Raw genomic sequence first — 25,829 nt, forward strand, 5'->3', positions numbered from 1 at the left:
GGAGCATATTCTACCTAGCAGCATCAGTTCTGTCAAGCCGCTCCATGGAAAGCGGTTTTTTCGTCACGAATCGGAACTTGCAGGCTCCAAAGCCTTGTCGTTATCCCTTGAATCCTTATCGGCAGAGGCATCGCTGGTAGGCTGAGACTCGTTATCGGCAGAGATGACCTCCGGCGTTTTGTCCTGAGAGACAGGGGCCTTCTTCTCTGGAAAGAGAGCTGAATCCAGGATAGTGACAGAGATTTTATCGGAAAGCTTCTCGACGTATTGTCTCTGGAGCTCCTGTTTTTTCTGAGACAGAACCATGGATTGAAGCTGTTCCTTGGCCTGGTCAAAGGGAGTCACCTCTTTCTCCTTGACACCTTTTCGGTACAGCACGAGAAAGTCGTCACTGGAGATCTCCACGGGCTCGGCATACTGACCATCGTCCATGGAAACGACAAAGGCCAGGTTCCCTGTCAGAACCCCATCTCGAAGCAGAGCCGGAGCGTCGGAGCTCGTCTTCCCCTTCAGATCATCTGATGAGACTCGAGCCATAACGACATCCCAGGAGGTTCCAGAAATCAGGTCTTCGTATGCCTGTTCAGCAACGTCCTTAGTCGTGAACTCCGCCGCCAGAACCTGTACGCCGGCAGGTTTTGTGAAGACAAAGTCCTTGACGCTGTCGTACAGTTCGTGAAGCTCCTCATCGGTAACAACGGCCGAGGCCGAGGCCTCTTCCAAAAGCATCCGCTGGGCCAGCTGAGTACGGAGTTGTTTCTCTAACTCCTTCATACTCATCCCCGTCTGCTGGAGGTACTGTTGAAACGCCTCCTTTGTGGGGAATTGATCGGCTATCTCCGCTACAGCGTGGTCGAGGTCACTCTTGGCAGGAGTGATACCCAGTGCCTTCGCCTCTTTCTCAAGAGCCGTCCTTGTCACCATTTGATCGAGTACGGCTTGACGAATACCCGGAAGGTCGGTAGACGTCACCTCCCGTATCCCAGCCTGATCGACGTAATTTCGAACCATACGGACGAGGTGGCTTCGCATGAGTTTTGCCCCATCGATCTCGGCCACGGCGTAATCCCCCTGTCCAGCGTCTCCCTTGGATCCTCGACGTCCCACACCGTACATCAGAGGAATGGCCAGAACAAAACACAGCAGAAAGAACACCAGGATCCATTTCACCTGGGTTCGAAGAGTCCTCAACATCAACGTGAATCTTCCCCTTTCATCGTCTCTTTTTTTCAGAACTTCACAGCTGCATATTGTATCACAGTCGGGCACAGGATCGTCATAAAATCGCTATCAGACCTGAGCCAGGGTCGGTCCAAACGTCCCCTCGGTCTCCAGAGGCACCGACAACGTCGCCACGGACTTCATCGTGGTCTGAAGCCTTTCCAGTATCTCTTCGACCCTCTCCACCGGACACTCGCACACGATGGAATCGTGGACCTGAAGGACCATGTGAACAGCTTCACCCTGAAACTCCCGAGCCACGGCGATCATGGCCTTTTTCGCCAGGTCCGCAGCGGTGCCCTGGATAGGCGAGTTCACCGCCACCCTGCGAAGGTGTCCCCGATCCCGAGCGTTTCCAGTCTCTACCTCGTCCAGCTGGCGGATCCGACCGAACAGGGTCTCGGTGTAGCCTCGGCTCATGGAACGATCGGTGCTTGTGTTGACGTAGTCCTCCACCCCGGGCAGGGCCTTGAAATACCGAGTCATGATCCGATCAGCCTCTGATCTGCTCACCCCCAGGCGTTTGGCCAGTCCAAATGAGCTCATGCCGTAGAGAAGGCCGAAGGCCACCATCTTGGCTGAGCGACGAAGTTCCCTGGTCACCATGGACGGATCCACACCAAAGACCATGGCCGCGGTCTCGGTATGGATGTCCCGACGATCTCGAAAGATCTGAGCCAGACGATCCTCACCCGAGATGTGAGCTAACACCCGAAGCTCGATCTGGGAGTAGTCCGCCGCCACAAAACACCGACCGGGCTCCCGAGGAAGCAAGGTGTTCTTGATCCTGTCGGACCACTGACCATATGCCGGAAGGTTCTGAAGGTTTGGATCCCGGCTGCTGAGCCGCCCTGTCCCGGTGGTGTCTCCTTCGAAGGTGCTGTGAATGAGCCCGTCACCCTCGCTGGCGTTGAGGAGAGGAACGGCAAAACCCGAGAGCATCTTGGAGAGTTCCCTGTGTTCCAGAAGCATGGAGGGTACCGTCCCATGGGGTTGGGGAAGCTCTGAGAGCTGTTCCAGAACGGTCACGTCGGTGGAGAAACCCGTCTTGGTCTTTTTCACCGGAGGGAGCCCCAGACGATTGAAAAGGAGTTCGGCCACCTGTTTGGGGGAATTGAGGTTGACCGACTCCCCCGCCGTCTCGTCAACGGCCTGGACGATACGTCCAAGTCGATCCTTCAAATCGCTCACCACCTGAGCAAGCCCGACAGAGTCCACCCGAATGCCCCACCGTTCCATGGAGACCAGGACAGGAACGAGGGGCAGATCAAGTTCCCTGAGGAGCTCGTTGGCCCCCAGGCGCTCCAGATCAGGAACCATGGTTTTTTGCAGATTCCACAGAGCCATCGCCCGAGCTTCAGACGTCTCGGGTAATTCATCGCCCATGACGGACTTCAGGTCGTGGGACGAACGATCAGGGTGAAGAAGGTAGTCCGCGCTCCTGAGATCCCATACCCGAGGAATCGCCGACTCTTTTCCCATGGCTGCTAAAAACCGCTTGTAGTCGGACGTGACGAGTTTTCCTCCGTCCATCCATCGAACCAGTTCCTCCGGGATCCGATCCAGCAGGGTATAACGGCCATCTCTGGCAACCACCGCCAGAGGAGCGGGCCGGAGATCCATGGGATAGCCCCCCACCCACTCACCGTGAACCACGAGTTCGTCCTCCTTCAGGAGCTCCTCCAGGATCGAAGGGGTTGGGGTTTGAGCGACCGAGATCGTCGTCGACGAGGCACGAGGCATATCTACGGTATCGCCTCCGAGAAGTTCGGCCCCCTTAACGACCACGGTGTTCATCTCCAGAGCGCCACAGAGGGCTGTAAAGGCATCGAGATCAGGCGCACCCAGGCTCCAGTCCTCCTCCTCGGGCAGGGCCGTCGTGTCCAAGGTGGTAAGTTTGAGAGATCGTCTGGCGTCCTGCTCATGCTCACCCAGACGTTTAGCCTGGGACGATGACAGGGTATCTCGATGAGCCAGGATACCTTCCAGGTCTCCATACGCCGCCAGGAGGCGCCGAGCCGTCTTGTCACCGATGCCCGGCACGCCCGGAACGTTGTCCACGCTGTCACCCACCAGAGCCAGGTAATCGGCCATGTGAGCGGGATCAAAGCCGTACTCTTCTTTGAAAGTCTCCTCGTCCCATTGGGTAAAGCTGGATATCCCTTTACCGGGACGGATCACCGTGATCCCAGGCCCCAGGATCTGAAGCATGTCTTTATCGGACGTCAACAGCAGAACCGAGGAGCCCTGAGCTGCCTCGTGCCGGGCCAGAGCTCCCAGCACGTCGTCGGCCTCAACTCCAGCCAGGGAGACCGTCGGGATACCCAAAAGACGAAGCAGGTCCTTCAGGACGGGGATCTGTCGTTTCAACTCTTCAGGGGTGGGCTTTCGCCCCTCCTTGTAGTGCTCGTACAGCTCATGACGAAAAGTAGGGCCCGGTGCATCGAAGACGACCGTCATGGATCCGGGTGCCCATTTTTTTCTGACTTTCCACAACATGTTAAAGAACCCAACCAGGGCGTTCGTGGGCGTTCCGTCGGACGCCGAGAGCTCCGGAAGGGCGTAGAAGGCCCGGAATGCCAGGCCATGGCCGTCGACAAGCAGCGTTGGTCCCTTGATCATGGCTCTCCTCCTCTTTTAGGGTATAATATCCTCTCGACATTACATTGTACCAAGCATTCGACACCATAGGGAGGAACGGAAGATGTCAGATACCGTACGAGTCCGATTCGCCCCGAGTCCTACCGGGGCACTGCACATCGGCGGTGCCCACACAGCGCTGTTTAACTGGCTCTGGGCACGGCATACAGGAGGACGCTTCATCCTGCGCATTGAGGACACCGACCAGGTCCGATCTACGAAGGAATACGAGGACACCATCATGGCGGGAATGAAGTGGATGAATCTGGACTGGGACGAGGGTCCCGATATGGGAGGCGACCATGGCCCATATCGTCAGACCGAGCGCTTTGATCTGTACCGAACCTACGCCCAGAAACTTCTGGACCAGGGCCTGGCCTACAGGGATGGCGACGCCGTTATCTTCAAGGTCCCGATCGGTGAAGATATCGGCTTTCAGGACATGGTGTACGGCTCCATCGACGTGGTCAGCGATTCCCTCAAAGACGGTCGGACCGGCCAGATGAAGGATATCGTCCTGATGAAAAGCGACGGTACACCGACATACAATTACGCCGTTGTGGTGGACGATCACCTCATGGAGATATCCCACGTTATCCGGGGAGAGGATCACATCTCCAACACGCCCAAGCAGGTGCTTCTCTACAAGGCCCTTGGGTGGGAGTTGCCGACATTCGCTCATCTGCCCATGATCCTGGGCAAGGACAAGAAAAAGCTCTCCAAACGCCACGGGGCCACCAGCGTTTACGAGTATCGGGACATGGGGTACATGGCTGACTCGGTCTTCAACTTTCTGGCTCTGTTGGGATGGGCTCCCGACGGGGACCGGGAGATATTCGACCGGGATCTGGCCATTCAGGAATTTGAGCTGGCCGACGTAAACCGAAAGCCCTCGGTCTTCGATATGGATAAACTGAACTACGTCAACCAGGGACATCTCCACGCTCTCTCCACCGACGACAAGATAGCCCTTCTCTCTCCCTTCTGGAAAGAGGCCGGTGTCGATATCTCAAACCTGGATCGGGAGTACATGGACAGGGCTTTTGCCCTCATGGGAGGCAGGGGCCGGAACGTCAAGGATCTGGCTGAGTTTACCGACTATTTTCTTGACTTCGCTCCCGTCACCCGCCGATACGACGGAGCCGTGGACGAACAGGTGCGGGAGACCCTTCGGACGTTCTTCACCGCTTTGCTCGACTTGGATGATTGGACAGCTTCGTCCATGGAGGCCTTTGCCAGAGAGTGGACCAAGGACCATTCGGTCAAGCTCAAGGACGTAGCCATGCCCATGCGGTTCGCCATCACAGGACACAAGGTCAGCCCAGGTATTTTCGAGCTCGCCGAATTTCTCGGACGAGGCGAGGTTCGAAAGAGACTGGAGCACTATAAGTTCGTATAATACAATGGGGAGGGGCGACAATTTTGTCCCTCCCCGTTTCGTTTTTAAGCCACCCAATACGCCCGAGAGGGCGTGAACGGCTCACGTTTTTGATCCCTTATGCAGTCTGTCGGACTTACACCAGGAACTGTTAGAGGTTCACTTATTTCTCTACAGAGACCTTTTCGCTGGAGTCCCTGGGAGAGCTGGCGGCGCAAGCGCCACAGGCCGCACGGTCCTCTTCCCTAACCTGGTATACCTCCTTAGTTTGTTCCGAGGACAACTCAAGCTGAGGCTCCTCACCAAGTCGATAGGTCCATTCAGACTGAAAGGGTTTTCTTTCAGGCACCCCCGAGTCCACCGTGACGTGTCCCTGTCGGTCGTAGGAGGATATGGCAAAATCCCTGCTCATGCTCAGGGCGTCTACAGGGCAGATGTCGTTGCACTGGGCGCAGAAACAGCACCGGTCGTTGTGGACGATGATCTTCTTCGGCTCATTGGGCGACCGCTCAATCGCGTTGGCGGGACAGACTTTCATACACATCCCGCAGCCGATACATATGTCCTTCTGGTAGCTGATCTTCCCTCGAAATCGTCCCCAGGTCTCTACTGGTTCGTTCAGGGATATCTCGCCCCGAGCCGCAGCCTCCATGGCTCCGGTGAGATCGTCGGGCATGTGTTCCGCCAGGAAGGGGTTGGTGAAGGGGCGTTGGAACAACTGGCGCAGGAGCTGAACCGACATAACGTTAAACATGGTATTCCTCCTCAGTGCAGCCAGACATCAACGGTCATGAGGATCATTCCGGCCAAGGAGAGAGCTGCCACCTGTCCCCAATAGAACCTAGCAGCCTGCCAGATCTTGAGCCGACCAAATGCCGTTCGGAGAAAGGTTACTCCAAAGACCTCGACCAAAAAGAGCTTGAAGAAAAACCAGGGAAAATCGACCAGCGCTAAAGGAGTCCCCGTCAACCCCAGGGAAAGCCCCAGCGAAAAGGGGAAAAAGAGACAGACCACAAGGGCCGATATGGCAGCGGCTCTCAGGTTGAAGGCGACGTGAAGCAAGGCAAGGTTCACTCCGGAGTATTCCACTGTGACGCCCTCCAGGATCTCTGTTTTGGCCTCGGGGATATCCATAAGCCCCTTACCTGCCTCACCGGGTATCACCGCCAAGAGAGCGACAAACAGACAGGCCAGGCCCAACAGTCCGGCTTTGCCAGCCATACCCCACACAGGCGTGGCGACGTAGGTCTCCAGGGCAAAAGGATGCCCCGGTATCCCCAGACGATAGACAGCCCACGCCAAGGTCGCAACGACCACAGCCAGAGGAAGTTCGTAACTCATCATGAGGACGAGCTCCCTTTGAGCCCCTACGTTAGCGATGGGGGATCCACTGGCAAAACCTCCAACGGCGACAGCGACCCCCGAAAGGCTCAAAAGGTAGAGCACCAAAATCAGATCGCCGCGCCCGCTCAGTACAGGCGGCAGAGACCCTATGGGGATATACAGGAAGGTCATCATCCCGGCCACAGCAGCCACCCAGGGACCGCCGTGAAAGAGTACGGGAGAACTCAACCGGGGAACGATGTTCTCCTTTCCCAAAAGTTTGAGGATATCGTACAGGGGTTGCAGCATAGGCGGCCCTATGCGGCGCTGCATCAGGGCGTGAAGTTTCCTGTCGACACCCTCAAAGAGCACCGCCAAAACGGTGACCAGAAGCATAAGAGTCAGCCCGGCCAGTATTCTCATCACGATGTCGAGAATCATGCCATCTGCCTCCTCAGACTATCGGTCTTCTCCCTGCAGAGCTTCAGGAGATCGGCCTTGGTAACTACGGAGTTGGTACCGGTTCCTCGATCTGACAAAACCATCCGTTCCATACAGGAAATACAGGGATCGATGCTGTTGATGATCAGAGGAGCATCGGCCAGCTCGTTGTTCCGAAACATCAGAGGCCAGGAAACAGCGTTGCTGTAGGTAGGAGCTCGGACCTTCCACCAGAGCACGTTCTCCTGTTTCTCCTTGAGGCCCACCACGTGAGTGTCGTCGCCTCGGGGGGCTTCGATACAGCCATACCCAACTCCTCCGGCCTTTTTCAGGACAGAGAGCAACTTGTTCACCTTGGGCTCGAAGGCGATATCCCCTTCGGGAAGGCCATCCAGGATGTCCTCCAGGATATCCAGGGATTGATTGACCTCGAACACACGAACGACAAAACGGTCGAAAACATCGCCGTGGACCGGCTCACCCGTATAGTCCTGAGGCATGACAGGCTCCACAGGGATATCACAATACGCATCGTAGGGAGCCGACCAACGGATATCGCATCGGACACCACTTCCTCGAGCCGTCGGCCCAAGAGCACAGTATCGAATGGCCTCTTCGGTAGTGAGCACACCCACGTTCCGAAGCCTGGCCCGAATCACGGGATCGACTATGGCAGCCTCGTAGAACGAGGAGAACTCGTTTCTGTAATAACGGATCATCTCCCGGACGACTCTATCCACCTCGGGGGTCACGTCCCACCGAACCCCGCCCACCGTGGTGACAGCGTAGTTGACCCTGTTTCCCGTCAAGGCCTCAAGAACGTCCATGACCTTTTCCCGAAGCATCATGCCCAGATGAAAGGCGCTGTCGAACCCTATGGTGTAACAGGCGACACCAGACCAGAGAATGTGTGAGTGGATCCGCTCAAGCTCCAGCACCATCGACCGGATATACTGAGCCCTGGGTGGAACCGGAATCTGTGCAGCGTCCTCGACCGCCTTGACGAAGGCGATGGCGTGAGCAAAGGAACAGATACCGCAGACCCGCTCCGACAGGTAGATAACCTGGATCGGGTTCCGCTCGCGCGCCATGAACTCCACTCCTCGGTGAATGGCTCCGGGACGGATGACGGCGTTGGTTATAGACTCACCCTCCACGTCGAGCCACGCCGTGATGGGTTCCTTGAGTCCTACGTGAACTGGACCGACGGGAAGTTTGTAGGTTTTTTTCTCGCTCATGGTCGCCTCCTAGGAGAGCTCTTCAACCAGATCGTCCCCGGGAGCTGTCTCATCCCGGCGCCAGGGGAAGACCTCCCGGTTCCAATCCTCAGGAAGGAACACCAGGGCCTTGTTGGGCAAGCCCACGTGGTCCACCCCGAACATCTCCTGAATTTCCCTCTCGCTGTATTCAACACCAGGAATACGACTGAAGAGGGACGGAATGGAGAGATCTTCCTTGGAAAGGCGGACACAGACGGTGAGGGGAAGACGAGTCCCTCGGGAGAGGGCTCTGTAAAGGTCCAGATGGTAGTACAGAAGCACCTCGTCGCCCTGATCATCACCGGACGTCACGTGGAAGTGAGGAAAATCGAAGGTTCCTATCTCATCCACCACGTCGAGAAACCGATCCCGAACCACGGTAAACCAGAGATGATATCCTGTGACCTCTCCCGATGGTCCATGGGATAATTCCCGAAGCTCCAGGTCGGTAATAGCCTCCCCGAAGGTCGTCTGAAAATGCTCGGCGATCTCTTGAGGAGACCGCAGGATTTTCGGCCTCTCAATAAAGACCTCCATGGGATCACGCACCTGCCTTTCGAAGCTCCATGCGTTTGGCCTCCAGCTTGAGCACCGCCTTGGCAGCTCCCTCGATAATAGCCTCTGGCCGGGGCGGACAGCCATGAACGTACACGTCCACGGGAATCACCTTGTCTACCGGGCCAACCAGGTTGTAGGATTTGAAATACACGTCACCGGAACAAGCGCAGTTCCCCACAGCGAGAATAACCTTGGGATCGGGGATCTGAGCGTAGATTCGCTCCAGTTTTTCCTTCATGAACCGGGTAACAGGACCGGTTACCAACAGAACGTCGGCGTGACGAGGCGTCCCGATAAGCTTCATACCGAATCGCTCAATGTCGTATCGGGGACTCACCGTGGAGACGATCTCGATGTCGCATCCATTGCACGACCCCGAGTTGGTGGAAAAAACCCACAGCGATTTGGGCAGTACCTTTAACATCCTCTCCAGTTTCATAGACGCCCCTCCTGAACGAATATCAAGACAAGCAGGATCGCCGTGGTCACCACGAACCATCCCACATAGGCCACAGTGTACCCCGAATGAAAGGCAATGAGCCGATCATAATAAGGACGTAAGGCTTTTCGATATCCCCAATAGGACGAGCTGGCCGGGACGGTTATCTCCGTGGGGTTCTCGGGAAGCTCGTTCCCGGAAAAATAGATTTGATCCTGGTCTGTTCCCTTTTTGTAGTCCTGCCGCCCCTGAGAACGAATCCACGAGACAACTACGCCGGCAACCACAAAAAACAAGAGCCAAGTTCCTATATCCCAAAACCCAAAACCGGTGAACAGACAGCCTGTCATCACAGTCCACCTCCCAAAACGGCCCCCACGTAGGCCCCCTTGTCCAGCAAAGCTGTGGCTGCGGGCTCGACCAAATGGGACATGACCCAGGTCGGGAATAAACTGAGCCCCAAAATGACCACGACCAACACGGACATTCCGGCAAGCATGGCCCCGGGAACCTCCCGAACCTCGGTGAATTCAGGGCGCTCAGGTCCCAAAAAGGCCGCCTGAAAGACCTTCACAAATGACGCCAGCGTCAGAACGGAGGTCACAAGCGCCACCACAGCCAACAGAGGATGGACTGTGAAAGCCGATTCGTAGATCAGCAGTTTGGAGACAAAACCGTTACAGGGCGGGATCCCCGAGATCGCAGCCGCAGCCAGGACGAACATACCGCAGGTCAGAGGCATCTTTCGGACCAAGCCGCCCATTCGGTCCAGATCCCGGGTTCCGGTAACGTAATAGAGGGATCCTGCCGTCAGAAAGAGCAATCCCTTGTACATCATGTAGTTGACCATATGAAATATTCCGCCCTGGATGGACATCTTCCCGAACTCGACGGTCTGCCGAGGATCACCGATGACCAGCAATCCGACTCCGAAAGCCATAAGCATGTATCCCACCTGGGAGACTGAGTGATACCCCATGAGGCGCTTCACCTCGTGCTGTACGACAGCCATGGAGACGCCAAAGAACATGGAAAACACGCCAAGACAGATCAGTGTCCAGGGGATTACGTCGGTCCCGATAGCCGTACCAAACACGGAGAAGAGCAGACGACACAGACCGACGAGAGACGCCTGACTGACGACCACCAGAAGCACAGTCACCGATGCCGGAGCCTCGGCGTACGAATCGGGCATCCACATGTGCATGGGGAAAGCCCCACACTTCATAGCCAGCGCCGTCACAAGAAAGACCAGGGCGATCTTCTCGGCTATCCCAGGACGAACAACCGACCCCAAAGCCGCCATGTTCAACAGGTTATACCTGCCATAGAGAAAGCCGATGGCCAGTAACACCGTCATGGCCGCTACCTGAGAGACCAGCATGTATTTGAAGGAGGCCTCGATGGCCTCGGATCGATCCCTCCAATAGGCAATTAAGCCGAAGGATGCGACCGATGCGATCTCCAGAAAAACGAAGAAATTAAACAAATCCCCCGTGAGGACCAGTCCCAACATACCGGCGGTCAGGAGAAAATACAGGGCCGTATACCAGTTCCGACCTGAAAAACGGTTCAGGAATCGAAGACCGAACAACGTTCCCGCCAGGGAGGCGAAACAGCCGATCACCGCCACAAAGGCGTTGAAAGAATCCACCTCAAGGATGATCCGAACCGGATAGACGAGCCCCGACGGCAGAGTGAAGTTCCACGCCTCACCTCCCATGACGTACACGGCCGTCCCGTTCACGGAGACATACCGAAGGAGACAGAAGGACAGGAACAGCAACACACAAGAGACCAGGACAGACCACGCTCCCCGAAGCAACCGCCCGCCCAAGACTCCCATAACCGGCGAGAGGAAAGCCCCTAACAGGGGGATCGCCAACATAAGAGCAGGAAGGTGAACGCTCCAGCCAGTCATCCTCTAAGCCTCCTGATCTCCCGAACATCCAGAGTACCATAGTGGCGGTAGAGCATCGCCACCAGAGAGAGCATCAGAGCCGACGTCGCCATGGCGATGACGATAGCCGTCAGGGTCAGGGCCTGAGGCGTTGGTAAAACAAAGATATCGCCGGAACCAGCCAGAAACTTGATAGGGATCGTTCCGCCGTATCGATAACCCAAGGTCACCAAGAACATGTTCACAGCCGACTCCATGACACCTATGGCAACGGTTATCTTCAGGAGATTATTCTCGACGATCACCCCTATCAGGCCCATGAGGAACAGCAGCCCCGCCACGATAAAAGGCATGTTAGGCTCCATGACCTGCCTCCTTTTGATCATCGGAAAAATCCTGAAGAAGGATCCCCCGAAACATGGCTATAAGGATGATCGTCAGTCCACCAGCCACCTCAATACCCACAGCGATGTCCATCAAGCCGATGGTCCCTGAAAAAGGGACGAGGCCATGGGACATGGATGCTGCCACATGGTGAGGCACCGCAAGATAGTTCAGGAAAAACGCACCGTGTCCCAGCCCCCAGAACCCCAGGCCGATGAACAGGAGCAAGCCAAAAAACAGCAGGACCCAATAGACGGACATATGAACCCATTTGAGAATCCGTTTCCCGCCGTGAGAGACCAAAAGCAGGGCCATGAACGATGCCACAACGGCACCGCCCTGAAAGCCACCGCCGGGTGACATGTCACCGTGTATGATGATATACACACCAAAGATGATCAAAAACCACGCGAACAGGTTACAGACCGTCCGGGCCGCCAAAGAAAGCGGATTCATCGTTATCTCCCCCTCTTTCGGAACAGCATCACCACAGAACACAGGGCGGTGAAAAGCACGGAGGACTCGCCGATGGTGTCGAAGCCTCTATAGTCGAACACGATGGAGGTCACCACGTTCTCCGACGAGCGATCTGGAACGGCATGCTCCAGAAAATACCGATCCATGGCGGTCTCTCCAGGCTCGCCAAAGGGATGAATTCGGTCCAACCCGGCGAGAAGCATACCGCCCAAGACCAAGGCTGCGACGACAAACAGGACCTTGAGCCTCATGAACGTCCCCCCCGTTTTTTCAAACGTCCAGTCCCCATCAACGCGATGATGAAAATGGCCGTTTCCAGAGCAGCTCCGATGCCCGCCTCCGCGATAGCCACGTCGGGAGCATGAAGGATATAGAACTCCAGGGCCAGAAGGAGACTAAACGCTCCAAGGCTGATGACCGAGTACAGGAGATTCCGGAACCACAAGGCGTAGAAGCCCGTCAGCAAGAGTAAAAGCAGGTTCACGTTGTGAAAGAAAGTCATCGGTTTTCCCCCTTTCTGATGCCCTGATCTCTGTCGAACAGATGATCGACAACGGCCTCCTTGGGGAATACCTTGCTTCGATGAGCCGCTCGAGCTAGCACGTGGGCTCCGGTGGCATTGCTGATGAGGAGCGCCATCACCACGACAACCAGGTGAACAACGAGTACCAGGTACCGGACGTCACCGGAGGAAAGCCGCTTGGTCACAGCGTACAGAATAACGCCCAAGGATATGGAGATGGTACCGAAGGTCGTACACTTGGTCGAACCGTGCATTCTGGTGTAGACGTCGGGAAAACGATAGAGAGAGAGAGTCCCCAGAGCATCCACCAGAAGCCCCAGGACAACGAAAAACCCGGGAATAATGAACTCCATGCCCTCACCTCCCCTGGAGATATCGGGCAATAAACATGGTGCTCACGAAGGACAGAGCAGCGTACACGATGGCCACGTCCACCATCACGACGGAATCGAAGCGTGCAGCCAGCAGGATCATGACACCGATGACCAAGGTATTCATCGCATCCAGGGCCACAGCCCGATCCGCCCCCGTAGGGCCCATCACGAGCCTAACCGTCATGAGCAGGAGGAGAAACAGAAGGAAACCCGTCGAATACTGGAGGAAAATATCCATAATTACTGAGCCACCTTTTTTGCCCATTCGCCAAAGGAGCCGTACACGGCCTCTCCAGTCGGCTCCAGGTCGGTCACGTTAATCCAGTGGATGTAGAAAACGCCGCTGTCTTCCTCTAAATCCACAGTCAGGGTTCCGGGAGTAAGGGTGATAGCGTTGGCCAAGACGGTCTTGGCCAACGTTCCAGAGAGACCGGTGTCCACCCGGACGATGCCCGGACGAATTTTGCCGGTGATGATACGAATGGCTACGTCGATATTTGCCTTGATCAGGGCTATGAGAAAGGGACCAAAAAGGAAGGATATAAAACGAACCCACCGAAACGGGTTGAGACTGGAGATACCAAAATACCTGGCGTGACTGAGACTTCGAACCGCAAGAGCTACAACCAAAGCCAACACGAGACCGATACCTATCTCCACTGGCGGCACCTTCTCCCCAGACCAGACCAGAAGTTCGTACATGAGAAAGGAAAGGACAAAGATGAACACGGACAACACCCCCTCAAAATGCGTACCTCTTTGCCAGCTTACACACCTTACATGACATGTAGGGCATCACCACTACCCTATACACCGTGAGAACTCACCTCATCTGAAAGTTCCCGGCAAAAACTTCCCAAGCACATATCAGACAGTTTCACTCCCGGATTTTCTCTCCCCAAGAAAGTTGCCACACAAAACCACCGACCGGATATAGTCCAAGCAACACAAAGGAGGAGAACCTCACCGGACAGCTGATCGCCGATGACAGCCCCCACCGAGAGATGGTTTTATGGAAGGCTCTTCCCAAGAAAATACGAAAGTATGTAGACATTATACTTTTAGGACAAAAAAAATGCAAAGAAACCACTTATTTGATATGCTTCTCGCCAAATAAAGAACTCGAAGGAGGTATCGAGACGTGACGGATATGATGCGAGGTCTGAGATATCGGTGGTTTGTCTGGAGTTCCATGGTTCTGGCCTACATGGTGGTGTTCTTTCATCGTCTGGCGGCGGGAGTGGTCCGGTCACAGCTGACCGATACGTTCGATCTCAGTCCCTCGAGCTTCGCTTCCATCTCAGCGGCCTATTTTTTCGCGTACATGATCATGCAGATCCCCGTAGGCCTTCTGGCCGACTCCCTCGGAGCCCGCTTCACCGTCTCGGTGGGAATGGTCCTGGCCGGTGCCGGTTCAATTCTTTTCGGCCTGGCTCCCAGCCCATCCTGGCTGTTTTTAGGGCGGTTTATCGTAGGGGTCGGTGTTTCCACCGTGTTCGTCTCCATCCTCAAGATACAATCACAGTGGTTTCGAGAACGGGAGTTCGGCACCATGTCGGGACTGACGGCCCTTGTGGGCAACCTGGGCGGAGTTCTGGCACAGACTCCCCTGGCCATCCTGGTTGGGCTGTTCAGTTGGCGGGCTTCCTTTATGAGCATCGGAACAGCAACCGGACTCATCGCCGTCATGTGCTGGACGGTGATCCGAAACACCCCCCAAGACAAGGGATTCCCTCCCATCAACGAAGCCCTTTCGTCCTCTTCCCCGCTGCCCCCGGTTCCCCTGAGAACATCTCTCAAGCGAGTGGCCTTCAACTGGCGGATCTGGCCCTTGTTCGTCTTCTCCGGATGCTTCAGCGGTGTTTACCTGACCATCTCAGGGACATGGGGAACCCCGTATCTTCAGGATGTATACGCCATGACCATCGAAGAGGCTGCCTCCGTCGTCTCCTATACGATCTACGGGACCATTATGGGCAGTCTGATCATGGGCAATCTCTCGGATCGGATCGGTCTCAGGAAGACCCCCCTGGTAATCATGAACGTTCTGGCCACGATGGTCTGGTCAGCAACAGTACTTCTCTGGAAGAGCGCTCCTCCAGTCTCCATACTCCGTCCCCTGTTCTTCCTGTTGGGTTTTCTGACAACATCCTATGTCCTGTCATGGGGGGTTATCAAGGAGATCAACGACCCACGATCCACCGGAGTCGCCATCGCCCTGGCGAACACGGGATCCTTCCTCGGCAGTGCCATGATCACGTCCCTGATGGGAACAGCGGTCGAACGATTGGCCCATCTTCCCGCCCAGGTCAGGTTCCACGGTGCCCTGAGCATCTGTCTGGCAGCAACCGTTCTGGGGCTTGCCTGCTCGTTGCTCTTCCCGGAAACCCAGTGTCGAAACATCTGGTGCGATCCCGATGAGTGACCTGAACAATACCCTCATCCCAGCAACCTCATGGACACGGATCCATCTTGTCCATCAAGGCTCTCGGGTGGGAACTCTACCGCACCTATTCGACCGTCGGATAAATCCCCAAAAAGGTCATCGCCGCTCACGGGACATGTAGGTGTTCAATACATCCGTTACACAGATGAAACAAAGACACCTCGTTCTTAAAGTTGGTTCAACACAGGGTCGGATTTTTGGGGAAACAAAATGGCGAACTTGAACGTTCTCTGAGTCCTGTAGTGAGTCGGCAAAACTTATGAGCAGACGCGCTTTTCAGGGGAACGTGTGCAGATCGATGTAAAGACCGTCGCCTTGAAGGGCACCTCCTGTGCCCTCTCGGCTTGACTCGAATGGGCTCCGTCGAAACAACCTGAGACGAGTTTCTAAGTTTTTAGAGGTTCCCTCAAGATCACGTATACGAGAAAAAGAGGCCACCCCTCTCATGGGGACAGCCTCTAATCGTCGGTCGTTCCACTATACGATGGCTTGCCTACTCCTCCTCCAACTCGGCCTGGCGGCGAGCGATGACTTTTTTGGAGATCTCCTCCGGTACCGGGTCATAATGGGAATACTCCATGGTGAAGTTCCCCCGACCGGAGGTCATGGACCGAAGCTGAATGGCGTACTGGAACATCTCAGACAGGGGAGCCTGAGCCTTGACCACCTGGAGGCGCCCCATGGAGTCCACGCCCATGATCCGTCCCCGGCGGGTGTTCATGTCACCCATGACGTCGCCAAGATACTCGTCAGCCACGGTCACCTCGACGTCCATGATGGGCTCCAGGAGGACCGGAGAGGCCTCGGACATGCCCTTCTTAAAGGCCAAATGGGCCGCCGTCTTAAAAGCCATCTCCGAGCTGTCGACATCGTGGTAGGATCCGAAGACCAGAGTAGCCTTGAAGTCCACCGTCCGGAAGCCAGCTAAGACCCCCTTGTTGAGGGCCTCCTTCAGCCCCTTTTCCACGGCGGGTATATACTGTTTAGGCACGGCCCCGCCGACGATCTTATCCTCAAAGACAAAACCCTCTCCGGTCGGCAACGGTGAGAACTCCACGTGAACATCGCCATACTGACCGTGGCCGCCGGTCTGTTTCTTGTGCTTTCCCTGAGCCTTGGCAGTCTTTCGAATCGTCTCCCGATAAGGCACTTCAGGGGTTCTGACGTCGAGATCCACGCCGTAGCGCTCCTTGATTCGGGCCAGGACGATATCCAGATGCAGGTTACCCATGCCAGAGAGGACATTGTCCCCGGTCTCGGGATTTTTCTCAAAACGAAGGATAGGGTCCTCCTCCAACATCTTGTGCATAGCCGTTGAGAGCTTATCCTCGTCGGATCGGCTTTTAGCGTCCACCGCTACGCTATAGACCGGCCTGGGGAACTTGATGGGAGGAAAAATAGCCGTCGCACCCTTGACTCCGAGGGTATCGCCCACCCGAGTGCTCTGGAGCTTCGGAATGGCCACGATCATCCCCACGGTGATCTCCTTCACCTCTTTGCCGTCCTTGCCCTGCATGACCTTGAAAGCGCTGATCCGCTCCTCCTCCTGACGATTCACGTTGAAGAGGGTCTGGTCGGACGTCAGGGAACCCGAGTTCACCCGGATGAAACTGAGTTTGCCGACGTAGGGGTCGACCATGACCTTGAAACACAGGGCTGAGAAATCTCCCTCCGGGTCGGGAGCGATCTCCATGGAATTCTTCTCGGACTTTGCCGTTCGGGAACGGGTCTCCCGAGGGGAAGGAAGCTCGTCGGCGATGACGCTCAGGAGCTGAAGAACACCGACGTTGGCCGTGGCAGATCCTGGAAGCACCGGGTAGATCTTTCGAGCAGCGATGGCCTGCCTGAGCAGGGGCCACATCTCCTCAAGGGGGATCTCCTCGCCGTCCAGATACCGCATCATCATATCGTCATCTTCCTCGACGATGTTCTCCACCAACTGCCCTCTCTGGACGTTCATGGCGTCCTTCAAGTCGTCGGGGACGGGGACCTCCTCGAAGTCCCTGGAGCCATCGGCCTTGTAGACATACGCCTTCTCACGAAGGACGTCTACCAAGCCCTTGAAGCCGGATTCCTGACCAATGGGCAGGAAGAAGCTGTGGGCCTTCTTGCTGAGCTGATCCCGGATATCGTCCACGGTTCGTTGATAGTCGCCGTTATCCCGATCCATCTTGTTGACGAAGAAAACCACAGGGGTGCTGAACTCCTCGGCAAACTCCCAGGCTTTCCCGGTCTGGACCTCGACACCGTCAACGGCGCTGACCACGACTACCGACGAGTCTGCAACCCTCATGGCGGAGCGCATATCCCCTAAAAAGTCGGCATAGCCTGGGGCGTCCATGACGAAAATGGTCTTGCCGCCGTGTTCAACATTGGCCAGCGCTGTGCTTATGGAGATCTGGCGCTTCTGTTCTTCCGCACCGAAATCGGTCACGGTGTTGCCGTTCTCCACGGTACCCAGTCGAGTGGTCACACCCGTGTCGTAGAGCATGGCCTCGACCAGGGAGGTCTTCCCCGCTCCACCGTGAGCGACGACGGCGACTGATCGAATATCCTCTGGCTTGTATCCCATCTTCGTACCTCCTTGAGATTCAGCGTATCTGCTGATGTCGTGCGGATGGCGCTTCGACGGAAAGAAACGCGACTCCTTCACGAAAAAACGAGGCGCCCCGACGCCCAAGGCGAGGGCAAACGCCGTTGTTATTGTATCAGATTCAGAGCCGGTAAATCACCGAGGCAGTTCCTCGTCTAAAAGGCGAGAGACCTCCCGGGGATCGGCCTGCCCCCGGGCCTCCTTCATCACCTGCCCCTGAAGGAACTTTCGCTTCTTGCCCTTTTTATCCTCGCCGGATCGGATCACCTGCACCACGTCGTCGTTGGCAGAGAGGACCGATCGAATCAGGTCAACCAAGCCACCGCCGGAAAGGTTCCCCGCCGTGGCTCCGCATCGCTCCATGGCCCGATCCAACGAGACCTTCTCAGTGACCATGACGTCGAAGACCTCTCTGGCCACGGTGGTGGAAAGTTCCTTATCCTCGACCATGGAGAGGAGCCGAGCCAGCACCGACGGATCCAGAGCAAGATCCGACAGGGAACGCCCTCCCTCGTTCATGGTTCGCAAGACCTCGGTCCGAATCCAGTTAGAGGCCCGAGAGGGCGAAGCCCCCTGGGAGACCACAGCCTCGAAGAAATCCGCCATCTCCCGGTGCTCGGTCACAACGGCGATGTCCTCGGGGGGAAGACCAAATGACCGTTCGTACCGGGCCCTCTTGTCCCATGGCAGTTCAGGCAGACTGCGGAGAGCGTTCTCAACGTACCGGTCCGGCAGGACCAATGGCGGCAGGTCGGGCTCCGTAAAATACCGATAGTCGTTGGACTCCTCCTTGCTTCTGGAGGAACTCGTGGAGTTCGTCCCGTCGTCCCAGTTTCGGGTCTCCTGACGGATCGTCCCCCCCTCAAGGAGGATACCCCTCTGTCGCTCGATCTCGTATTCCAGGGCCCGTTCCAGGGCACGGAGGGAGTTCATATTCTTCACCTCAACCCGATCACCCCATCGACCGTCGGAGACCTTGAGGGAGACGTTCGCATCGACCCTCATGGACCCTTTCTCCATATCTCCGTCTGAAACGCCCAGATATCGAACCAGCTGACGGAGAGCCGCCACGTACTCCCTAGCCATTCTGGAGGACGTGATATCCGGGTCCGAGACGATCTCCGCCAGAGGGACCCCCGACCGATTGTAGTCGACAAAGGACTGGGTGGAGCCCACGATCCGACCGTCGGAGGCCCCGTGGACTAATTTCCCGGCGTCCTCCTCCAGATGAAGCCTGGTAATTCCCACTCGATGAGGAGCGCCGTCGTCGCCGGTCATGATGACCGAGCCCTTCTCCGCCAGGGGGACGTAGAACTCGGATATCTGGTACGCTTTGGGAAGATCCGGGTAAAAGTAATTTTTACGGTCAAACCGGGTCACCGGATTGATTCGGCATCCCAGAGCAAGACCGGCTCGAACCCCCAACTCCACCACCCTCTCGTTGAGCACTGGCAGGGTACCGGGCTGACCGGTACACAGCGGACATATATTGGTGTTGGGAGTGGCACCTATATAGTCGGTGGAACAGCCGCAGAAAAGTTTTGTCTTGGTGGCCAGCTGGACATGAATCTCCAGACCGATCACAGGGGTGAACGAAAGCGTCATCGAGATACACCTCCTTCGGCGATGGACGCCTCTCCGAACCGACGCTCCAGGACCGACGCCATCCCCACAATCTCGGTCTCTCCCCACCTGGGACCGATGAGCTGGACCCCCAGGGGAAGGCCACCGTCCGTGTACCCCACGTTCATGGAAAGGCCGGGCAGCCCGGCCATGTTCACCGGTAGGGTGAAGACATCGGCCATATACATGGCCAACGGGTCATCTATGAGCTCGCCCACTGTAAAGGCCGGAGTCGGAGAGACAGGCAATACGATGGAGTCCACCCGAGAGAAGGCCTGGGCGAACTCCCGACGAATCACCTGTCGGACCTTCTGGGCCTTGAGGTAGTAGGCATCGTAGAATCCGGCACTCAACACGTACGTTCCGGTGAGGATCCGCCGTTTCACCTCGGTCCCGAAGCCCTCCTTACGAGTGGTCAGGTACAGATCCATGATGGACTCAGCTTGAGCGGCGGATCTGCCGTAGCGAACTCCGTCGTATCGAGCGAGGTTTGAGCTGGCCTCGGCAGGGGCGAGGATATAATAACAGGCCATGCCGTACTCAATGGCGGTCGTCAGTGAGATGGGGACGATCCGGGCTCCAGCCTCCTCACAGGCACTCACCGTCTCCTGAAAGGCACGACGAACCGACTCGTCGTAGTCGTAGCCTTCGATCTCCCGGATCACGCCCACGGACTTACCTTTCAGGTCCTTCCTGGCCAACGTTTCTCCGTAGAGATCCCGATCCCGAACGGCGCTGGTGGAGTCCAGAGGATCGTGCTCCCCCAAGGTCTCCATGACCAGGGCCAGATCCTGAGCGGTTCGGGCAAAGGGACCGATCTGGTCCAGGGACGAGGCAAAGGCAACCAGGCCGTACCGGCTGACCCGACCGTAGGTCGGTTTGAGACCGTAGGTCCCACAGAAGGACGCTGGCTGACGAATGGATCCTCCGGTATCGCTCCCCAGAGCGAGGGGAGCGTACCCTGCCGAGACGGCGGCGGCGCTGCCGCCGGAGCTACCGCCGGGGACCCTGTCGATATCCCAGGGATTACGCGTCACACCGTAGGCAGAGTTTTCCGTGGAGCCCCCCATGGCAAACTCGTCCATGTTCGCCTTGCCCAGAATCACAGCTCCGGCCTGGTGAAGCAGCCGGACAACCGTGGCATCGTACGGCGGCAACCAGCCATCGAGAATGGAGCTGCCGCAGGTGGTCGCAACACCGGCGGTGCACATGTTGTCCTTCAGGATAACCGGCACACCGCCCAGGGAGCCCAGATCCTCCCCTCCAGCACGACGGTCGTCCAGGGAGCGTGCCCGGCGCTCAGCCTCCTCCCGAAGGACCAGGAGCATAGCGTGAATTCTGGGCTCCATGGCGTCGATCCGATCCAGACAGGAACGGGTCACGTCCAAGGCGCTGAATTTGCCGTCCCGGACCCCTTGGGCCATCTCGACGGCTGAAAGTCGAAACAGGTCCATCAGGCATCACCGCCGATCCGTGGAACCCTGATAAAGTCCCCGTCCCGAGAGGGTGACTGCTTCAGAATGGCCTCCCTGTCAGGCCAGGTCGTGACGGAATCTTTCCGAAGCCTGAGGGGGACCCCCTCCTCCAGCGCCAGAGGATCCACATCGCTCAGGTCCAGCTCGTCCAACTTTCCGAAATGCTCGAGTATGGAATTAAAGTGATCCGTCAAGCCATCGACCTCCTCATCGCCAACATCCAGGCGGGCCAAAAGGCCAACCTTTCGCACGTCATCCGGAGTGATTTTCATGAATCGTCCTCCCTTTCTCCTTGATCCAATCCATCCAGCAGGGCGTAAAACCCCGCTTCGTCCAGAACAGGAACTCCCAGTTTCTGAGCCTTCTCAAGCTTACTGCCCGGCGCATCGCCGACGACCAGGTAGCTTGTCTTGCCGCTCACGGCAGCCGTGGTCGCACCTCCCAGGGACTTCACCAAAGCCTGAGCGTCCGAACGAGTGGATCGGTCGAGCTCTCCGGTAAAGACGAAGGTGAGCCCGGCCAGGCTCTCTCCTCTCACAGTTTTTTCCTCTTGAGCCTTCGACACGCCCAGGTTTTTCAGCCGCTCCAGGGTTCGCCGGTTCTCATCATCGGCGAAAAAGGCCATCAGCGACGCGGCGATAGTCGGTCCGATGCCATCGATGGCAGCAAGATCCTGGGCATCGGCCAGTGCCAGCATGTCCATGGAGCCAAAACGCTTCGCCAGTATCTCGGCCACGGAGATCCCCACGTTTCGTATCCCAAGACCGGCCAGCAGGGCGGCCATGGGGCGATCTTTCGAGACCTTGATGGCCCGGACGAGGTTGGACGCCGATGTAGGCCCCATACGGTCCAGAGAGATAAGCTGCTCCTCTCTGAGCTCGTACACATCAGCCAGACTCCGAACCAGTCCAGTCTCGACCAGCTGCGCCGCAACCCGTTCTCCCAGCCCCCGAATGTCCATACACCCTCTGGAGGCAAAGTGCCGAAGCCCCTCGTTCATCTGAGCCGGACAGGAGCGGTTCGGACACCGCCAGGCGACCTCATCGGGCAACCGGACCGCTGTGGCACCGCACACCGGGCACTGTCGGGGCATCTCAAAAGGCGCCTCGCTGCCGGTCCGGACATCGGTCACAGCCTGGACGATCTCGGGGATGATCTCTCCAGCTTTTCGGACCACGACCGTATCACCAATGCGGACGTCCTTCCGGCGAATTTCGTCCTCGTTATGCAGACTGGCCCGACGGACCACGGACCCTGCCAACGAGACCGGATCCAGTTGGGCCACGGGCGTCATTGTACCCGTCCTGCCCACGGAGATCACTATATCCCGAAGGATCGTGGTTCGCTCCTCCGGGGGATATTTGTACGCCACAGCCCATCGGGGAGCGCGAGCCGTCTGGCCCAGACGATCCCATTGAGACACGGGATCAGCCTTGACGACGACCCCATCGGTGACGTAGTTCAGGGAAAAACGCCCCTCGTGCCATTTCTCCACGAAAGCCGTCACCCCATCAAAATCGGAACAGGCCGCCCAGGCATCCTGGACAGGAAACCCGGCCTCACGAAGCCATCGAAGAAGCTCTGCCTGACCGTGGATACCGTGCGCTGGAGGGTCTACAACAGAATAGACGAATAGATCAAGCCCTCGAGCGGCAGCGATCTCAGGATCCAGCTGTCTCAAACTGCCAGCAGCGACGTTTCTCGGGTTGGCAAAGGGTGGTTCGCCACGGTCATCCCGATCCTCGTTCAGCGTGGCAAAACGGCTCTTGGGCATGTACACCTCTCCACGCACCTCCAGCCTTCCTGGCACGGAGAGAGCCAGGCGAAGTGGCAGGGAGCGAATCGTGAGGAGATTGGACGTGACGTCCTCGCCGACAGTGCCGTTGCCCCTGGTGGAGCCGCTCTGAAACACCCCGTCTCGGTAGATCAGAGACACAGCCAACCCGTCTATCTTGAGCTCACAGATCCACGGAAAAAGTTCCTGGGCCCCCTGAGCTCTCTGGAGAAAAGCCCGAAGAGCCTGAAGGTCAAAGACGTCCTCCAGACTCAGCATAGGGGGGGAGAGCTCCACTTTTTGAAAGGCATCCAACGGCTGGCCTCCCACCCGTCGAGAGGGAGAATCTTGAGCTATCATGGACGGATAGGCAGCCTCCAGCTTCAACAATTCCTCCATGAGGCGGTCGTACCGATCGTCGGACAGTTCCGGGGCATCCAGAACGTAGTACAGATGAGCATGACGGGCAAGAGCTGCCCGAAGCTCCTCGTACCGCCTCAAAACATCCTGGGAAATGGCCGGTTTTGAAGGCATCAGTCCTTAGGCTTCATCGTCGGGAAGAGGATGACGTCTCGAATGGATCGACTGTCGGTGAGGAACATGACTATCCGATCGATGCCGACTCCCAGACCTCCTGTTGGGGGCAAGCCCTGCTCCAGGGCGTTCACGAAATCCTCGTCAAAGGGGTGACTCTCATCGTCTCCGGCCTCCTTGAGCCGGGCCTGATCCTCGAAACGGGCTCTCTGGTCGATGGGATCGTTGAGCTCGCTGAAGCCGTTGGCTACCTCGCTGCCACAGATGAAGAGCTCAAATCGATGGGTGTAGTCAGGCCTCTCAGGATCCCGTTTGGACAGGGGGGATATCTCAGTAGGATGCCCCATGACGAAGGTGGGCTGGACGAGGTGACTTTCGACGAAGGTCTCGATCATCATGGTCAGAATCTTGAACCGACTCTCGGTGCCATCCAGCTCCAGTCCCTTATCCCTGGCGATATGCCGAGCTTCCTCGTCGGAGTCAATCTCATCGAAGTCCACGGAGCAAATCTCTCGAACCAGCTCGACCATCGTCGCCCTACGAAAAGGGGCACCGAGGTCCAGTTCGGTACCCTGCCACGTCACGGTAGTGGTTCCCATGGCGTCCCGAGCTGCGTTGCGGACGATCTCCTCGGTGAGGTTCATCATGTCCACGTAGTCGCAGTAGGGCCAATAGACCTCCATGGCCGTGAACTCCGGGTTGTGCATCGCGTCCATGCCCTCGTTACGGAAGTTCTTGCCCATCTCGTACACCCGCCCCATCATCCCGACGACAAGCCGCTTCAGGTGGAGCTCGGTGGCGATTCGGAGGTACATGTCCAGATCGAGAGCGTTGTGATGGGTGACAAAGGGACGGGCGTTGGCTCCCCCTGCGAGGTAGGAAAGGATCGGCGTCTCCACCTCCATGGTCCCGTGAGCTTCAAGTGTGGAGCGAACCGACGAAATGATCCTGGCCCTCTGACGGAAGACGTCCCGAACGTCGGGATTGACCATGAGGTCGACGTACCTCTTCCGATACCGAACCTCCATGTCGGTCAGACCATGCCACTTCTCCGGTAGAGGACGGAGGGCCTTACTCAGGAGAACACACCGTTCCACCGCCACGGTCAACTCTCCCCGTTTGGTCCTGAAGGGATGGCCCTGAACACCGATAATATCGCCGGCGTCGATCCATTTCTTGAAAAACCCGTAGTCCTCCTCGCCCATGGTGTCCAAGCGGAAATAGAGCTGCATCGATCCGGTCTCGTCCTGCATGTTGGCAAAGGCCGCCTTGCCCTGCTTCCGAACCGTCATGAGCCGACCTGCCACGGAGAGGTGAACGTCCTTCCGGGACTGATCAACATCTATACAGTCGTACTCCTCACGAACCTGGGCCAGAACATGTTCCACGTCCCAGTTTTCGTGAACATAGGGGTCGTATCCCTCGTTTTCCCGAAGCCTCCGAAGTTTATCCAATCTCTGCCGGAGGATCTCATCCTCGGGCGCTACGGTGCCTCGTTCCTTCTCACTCATCGAACAGTCCCCTTTCAAAAAATTGCCGCCAGCGGCGGGTCAGATCGTGTACAGCAGCCCAACCGGAGACAGCTCCAATCGCCCGTTTATAGGGAGCACACCCCGGCACCCCGCAAAACATCCCGGACATCATCCGTTTCAGAAGAACAAGGGCCACTTTTTCCCCATGCAGGGAGACCAGATCGTCCGCCAGGGCAGCGAAGAGCTCCGCCCGATCCTCCAGAGACGCCCGAAGGAACGGGGAATCCTGGACATTATAGCCTAAGTAAGCCAGGATACGAGGGATAACGAAGGGATCGGCAACAGCGCCTCGGGCGAGGAACACCGAGACACATCCACCATCCAGGGCTTTGGTCACCGATTCAGGCCCCGTCATATCCCCTGAGGCCGAGATGAACCCCGGGAAAGCCCGAGCGACTCTAAAGACCTCGTTCAGATCCGAACATCCCTCATACCTCTGAGAGGCGGTTCTACCGTGGATGCCCACGTTATCCGCACCAGCCTCGATGAGGGCGGAGGCAAAAGTCAGGGTATCAGGCCCTCCGTCCCTGGAGACGATCTTGCGGATTTTAGGCCACACGGGCAACCCAAAAGTCTTAAGCCCCTGAACCATCGAGACGGCAATATCCAGCCGATCCAGAAGCCGAGCCCCAGCCCCCTTCTTCAGGACCTTGGGCATAGGACAGGCCATGTTGATGCCGATGCCGTCAAAAGGACCGCCAAGCTCCAGAGCCCTCTGGGCTCCCCGGAGCAAGGTATCCCGATCACCGGCAAAAAGCTGCAGGATCAGAGGGCCTTCATCAGGAGCCCGGGCCAGCATGCCAGCGGTCTTTTTGTTCTCTCGAATGAGCCCGGCACAGCTTACCATCTCGGTGTGAGCCAGCCCCACCCCCAGACGCCAGAACAGGCACCGGATTCCCGGAACCGTCACTCCGGCCAGAGGCGACAGCATGACA

25 protein-coding genes are annotated in these 25,829 nt (G+C 57.1%); 2 read left to right on the forward strand and 23 right to left on the reverse strand.

Features of this window, described 5'->3' with window-relative positions; all coding sequences use genetic code 11:
* Window positions 1-63: 63 nt before the first annotated feature.
* Together CSA35_08570 and CSA35_08575 are read right to left on the reverse strand one after the other, a co-directional pair.
* A complete protein-coding gene (locus CSA35_08570) occupies window positions 64-1,194 on the reverse strand; it encodes a hypothetical protein (protein ID PIE53932.1) in 1,131 nt (376 codons plus the stop codon).
* A gap of 96 nt (window positions 1,195-1,290) precedes the next feature.
* Window positions 1,291-3,843 carry a DNA polymerase I gene (locus CSA35_08575; protein PIE53933.1) on the reverse strand — a complete coding sequence of 851 codons (2,553 nt, stop codon included), beginning with the start codon at window positions 3,841-3,843 and terminating at the stop codon, window positions 1,291-1,293.
* Between the two features lie 82 nt (window positions 3,844-3,925).
* On the opposite strand from CSA35_08575, the gene gltX reads away from it, so the two are divergent.
* A complete protein-coding gene (gene gltX / locus CSA35_08580) occupies window positions 3,926-5,260 on the forward strand; it encodes a glutamate--tRNA ligase (protein ID PIE53934.1) in 1,335 nt (444 codons plus the stop codon).
* Between the two features lie 142 nt (window positions 5,261-5,402).
* Here gltX and CSA35_08585 read toward each other — a convergent pair whose 3' ends face one another.
* From CSA35_08585 to CSA35_08650, 14 genes are read right to left on the reverse strand one after another with little or no spacing between them, the layout of a single operon-like run.
* Entirely contained in the window at window positions 5,403-5,993 is a 591-nt protein-coding gene (locus tag CSA35_08585; GenBank protein PIE53935.1) for a 4Fe-4S ferredoxin, read from the reverse strand.
* A gap of 11 nt (window positions 5,994-6,004) precedes the next feature.
* On the reverse strand, window positions 6,005-7,003 hold the full coding sequence (locus CSA35_08590) for a formate hydrogenlyase subunit 4 (GenBank protein PIE53936.1): 999 nt from the start codon (window positions 7,001-7,003) through the stop codon (window positions 6,005-6,007).
* Window positions 7,000-8,241, reverse strand: coding sequence for an NADH dehydrogenase subunit (locus tag CSA35_08595; protein PIE53937.1), 1,242 nt, complete (start codon window positions 8,239-8,241; stop codon window positions 7,000-7,002). Before CSA35_08595 ends, CSA35_08590 begins: the two co-directional genes overlap by 4 nt.
* Before the next feature lie 9 nt (window positions 8,242-8,250).
* Complete coding sequence (locus CSA35_08600; GenBank protein PIE53965.1) at window positions 8,251-8,799, reverse strand: NADH-quinone oxidoreductase subunit L; 549 nt, start codon at window positions 8,797-8,799, stop codon at window positions 8,251-8,253.
* A 4-nt stretch (window positions 8,800-8,803) separates the two neighbouring features.
* Window positions 8,804-9,259, reverse strand: a complete 456-nt coding sequence (locus tag CSA35_08605; protein PIE53938.1) for a hydrogenase — start codon at window positions 9,257-9,259, stop codon at window positions 8,804-8,806.
* Window positions 9,256-9,609 carry a hydrogenase gene (locus CSA35_08610; protein ID PIE53939.1) on the reverse strand — a complete coding sequence of 118 codons (354 nt, stop codon included), beginning with the start codon at window positions 9,607-9,609 and terminating at the stop codon, window positions 9,256-9,258. Before CSA35_08610 ends, CSA35_08605 begins: the two co-directional genes overlap by 4 nt.
* The gene (locus tag CSA35_08615) at window positions 9,609-11,180 is read right to left on the reverse strand and encodes an NADH:ubiquinone oxidoreductase (GenBank protein ID PIE53940.1); all 1,572 of its coding nucleotides are present in this window, start codon (window positions 11,178-11,180) and stop codon (window positions 9,609-9,611) included. Before CSA35_08615 ends, CSA35_08610 begins: the two co-directional genes overlap by 1 nt.
* The gene (locus CSA35_08620; protein ID PIE53941.1) at window positions 11,177-11,524 is read right to left on the reverse strand and encodes a cation:proton antiporter; all 348 of its coding nucleotides are present in this window, start codon (window positions 11,522-11,524) and stop codon (window positions 11,177-11,179) included. Before CSA35_08620 ends, CSA35_08615 begins: the two co-directional genes overlap by 4 nt.
* Window positions 11,514-11,999: a sodium:proton antiporter gene (locus CSA35_08625; GenBank protein PIE53942.1), complete on the reverse strand. Its 486-nt coding sequence runs from the start codon at window positions 11,997-11,999 to the stop codon at window positions 11,514-11,516. Before CSA35_08625 ends, CSA35_08620 begins: the two co-directional genes overlap by 11 nt.
* Window positions 12,000-12,001: 2 nt before the next feature.
* Window positions 12,002-12,271: a hypothetical protein gene (locus CSA35_08630; protein ID PIE53943.1), complete on the reverse strand. Its 270-nt coding sequence runs from the start codon at window positions 12,269-12,271 to the stop codon at window positions 12,002-12,004.
* Window positions 12,268-12,522 carry a hydrogenase gene (locus CSA35_08635; GenBank protein ID PIE53944.1) on the reverse strand — a complete coding sequence of 85 codons (255 nt, stop codon included), beginning with the start codon at window positions 12,520-12,522 and terminating at the stop codon, window positions 12,268-12,270. The genes CSA35_08630 and CSA35_08635 overlap by 4 nt, the downstream gene beginning before the upstream one ends.
* Entirely contained in the window at window positions 12,519-12,896 is a 378-nt protein-coding gene (locus tag CSA35_08640) for a cation:proton antiporter (GenBank protein ID PIE53945.1), read from the reverse strand. The genes CSA35_08635 and CSA35_08640 overlap by 4 nt, the downstream gene beginning before the upstream one ends.
* A gap of 4 nt (window positions 12,897-12,900) precedes the next feature.
* On the reverse strand, window positions 12,901-13,155 hold the full coding sequence (locus CSA35_08645; GenBank protein PIE53946.1) for a cation:proton antiporter: 255 nt from the start codon (window positions 13,153-13,155) through the stop codon (window positions 12,901-12,903).
* A 2-nt stretch (window positions 13,156-13,157) separates the two neighbouring features.
* Entirely contained in the window at window positions 13,158-13,619 is a 462-nt protein-coding gene (locus CSA35_08650; GenBank protein ID PIE53966.1) for a cation transporter, read from the reverse strand.
* 448 nt (window positions 13,620-14,067) lie between these two features.
* Here CSA35_08650 and CSA35_08655 point away from each other — a divergent pair, with 448 nt between their 5' ends.
* Window positions 14,068-15,342 (forward strand): MFS transporter, encoded by a 1,275-nt coding sequence (locus CSA35_08655; GenBank protein ID PIE53967.1) that lies wholly within the window; start codon window positions 14,068-14,070, stop codon window positions 15,340-15,342.
* 514 nt (window positions 15,343-15,856) lie between these two features.
* On the opposite strand, the gene fusA is transcribed toward CSA35_08655, so the two are convergent.
* From fusA to CSA35_08690, 7 genes are all read right to left on the reverse strand, one after another.
* A complete protein-coding gene (fusA, locus tag CSA35_08660) occupies window positions 15,857-17,935 on the reverse strand; it encodes an elongation factor G (GenBank protein ID PIE53947.1) in 2,079 nt (692 codons plus the stop codon).
* Between the two features lie 156 nt (window positions 17,936-18,091).
* Window positions 18,092-19,561 carry an Asp-tRNA(Asn)/Glu-tRNA(Gln) amidotransferase GatCAB subunit B gene (locus tag CSA35_08665; GenBank protein ID PIE53948.1) on the reverse strand — a complete coding sequence of 490 codons (1,470 nt, stop codon included), beginning with the start codon at window positions 19,559-19,561 and terminating at the stop codon, window positions 18,092-18,094.
* Complete coding sequence (locus CSA35_08670; protein PIE53949.1) at window positions 19,558-21,033, reverse strand: Asp-tRNA(Asn)/Glu-tRNA(Gln) amidotransferase GatCAB subunit A; 1,476 nt, start codon at window positions 21,031-21,033, stop codon at window positions 19,558-19,560. Before CSA35_08670 ends, CSA35_08665 begins: the two co-directional genes overlap by 4 nt.
* Window positions 21,033-21,326, reverse strand: coding sequence for an Asp-tRNA(Asn)/Glu-tRNA(Gln) amidotransferase GatCAB subunit C (locus CSA35_08675; GenBank protein PIE53950.1), 294 nt, complete (start codon window positions 21,324-21,326; stop codon window positions 21,033-21,035). The genes CSA35_08670 and CSA35_08675 overlap by 1 nt, the downstream gene beginning before the upstream one ends.
* Complete coding sequence (locus CSA35_08680) at window positions 21,323-23,362, reverse strand: DNA ligase (NAD(+)) LigA (protein PIE53951.1); 2,040 nt, start codon at window positions 23,360-23,362, stop codon at window positions 21,323-21,325. Before CSA35_08680 ends, CSA35_08675 begins: the two co-directional genes overlap by 4 nt.
* On the reverse strand, window positions 23,362-24,873 hold the full coding sequence (lysS, locus tag CSA35_08685) for a lysine--tRNA ligase (protein PIE53952.1): 1,512 nt from the start codon (window positions 24,871-24,873) through the stop codon (window positions 23,362-23,364). Before lysS ends, CSA35_08680 begins: the two co-directional genes overlap by 1 nt.
* Window positions 24,866-25,825, reverse strand: a complete 960-nt coding sequence (locus tag CSA35_08690) for a dihydrouridine synthase (protein ID PIE53968.1) — start codon at window positions 25,823-25,825, stop codon at window positions 24,866-24,868. The genes lysS and CSA35_08690 overlap by 8 nt, the downstream gene beginning before the upstream one ends.
* Window positions 25,826-25,829: the final 4 nt, after the last annotated feature.

Source organism: Dethiosulfovibrio peptidovorans, from assembly GCA_002748665.1.
Taxonomy (GTDB): Bacteria; Synergistota; Synergistia; order Synergistales; family Dethiosulfovibrionaceae; genus Dethiosulfovibrio; species Dethiosulfovibrio peptidovorans_A.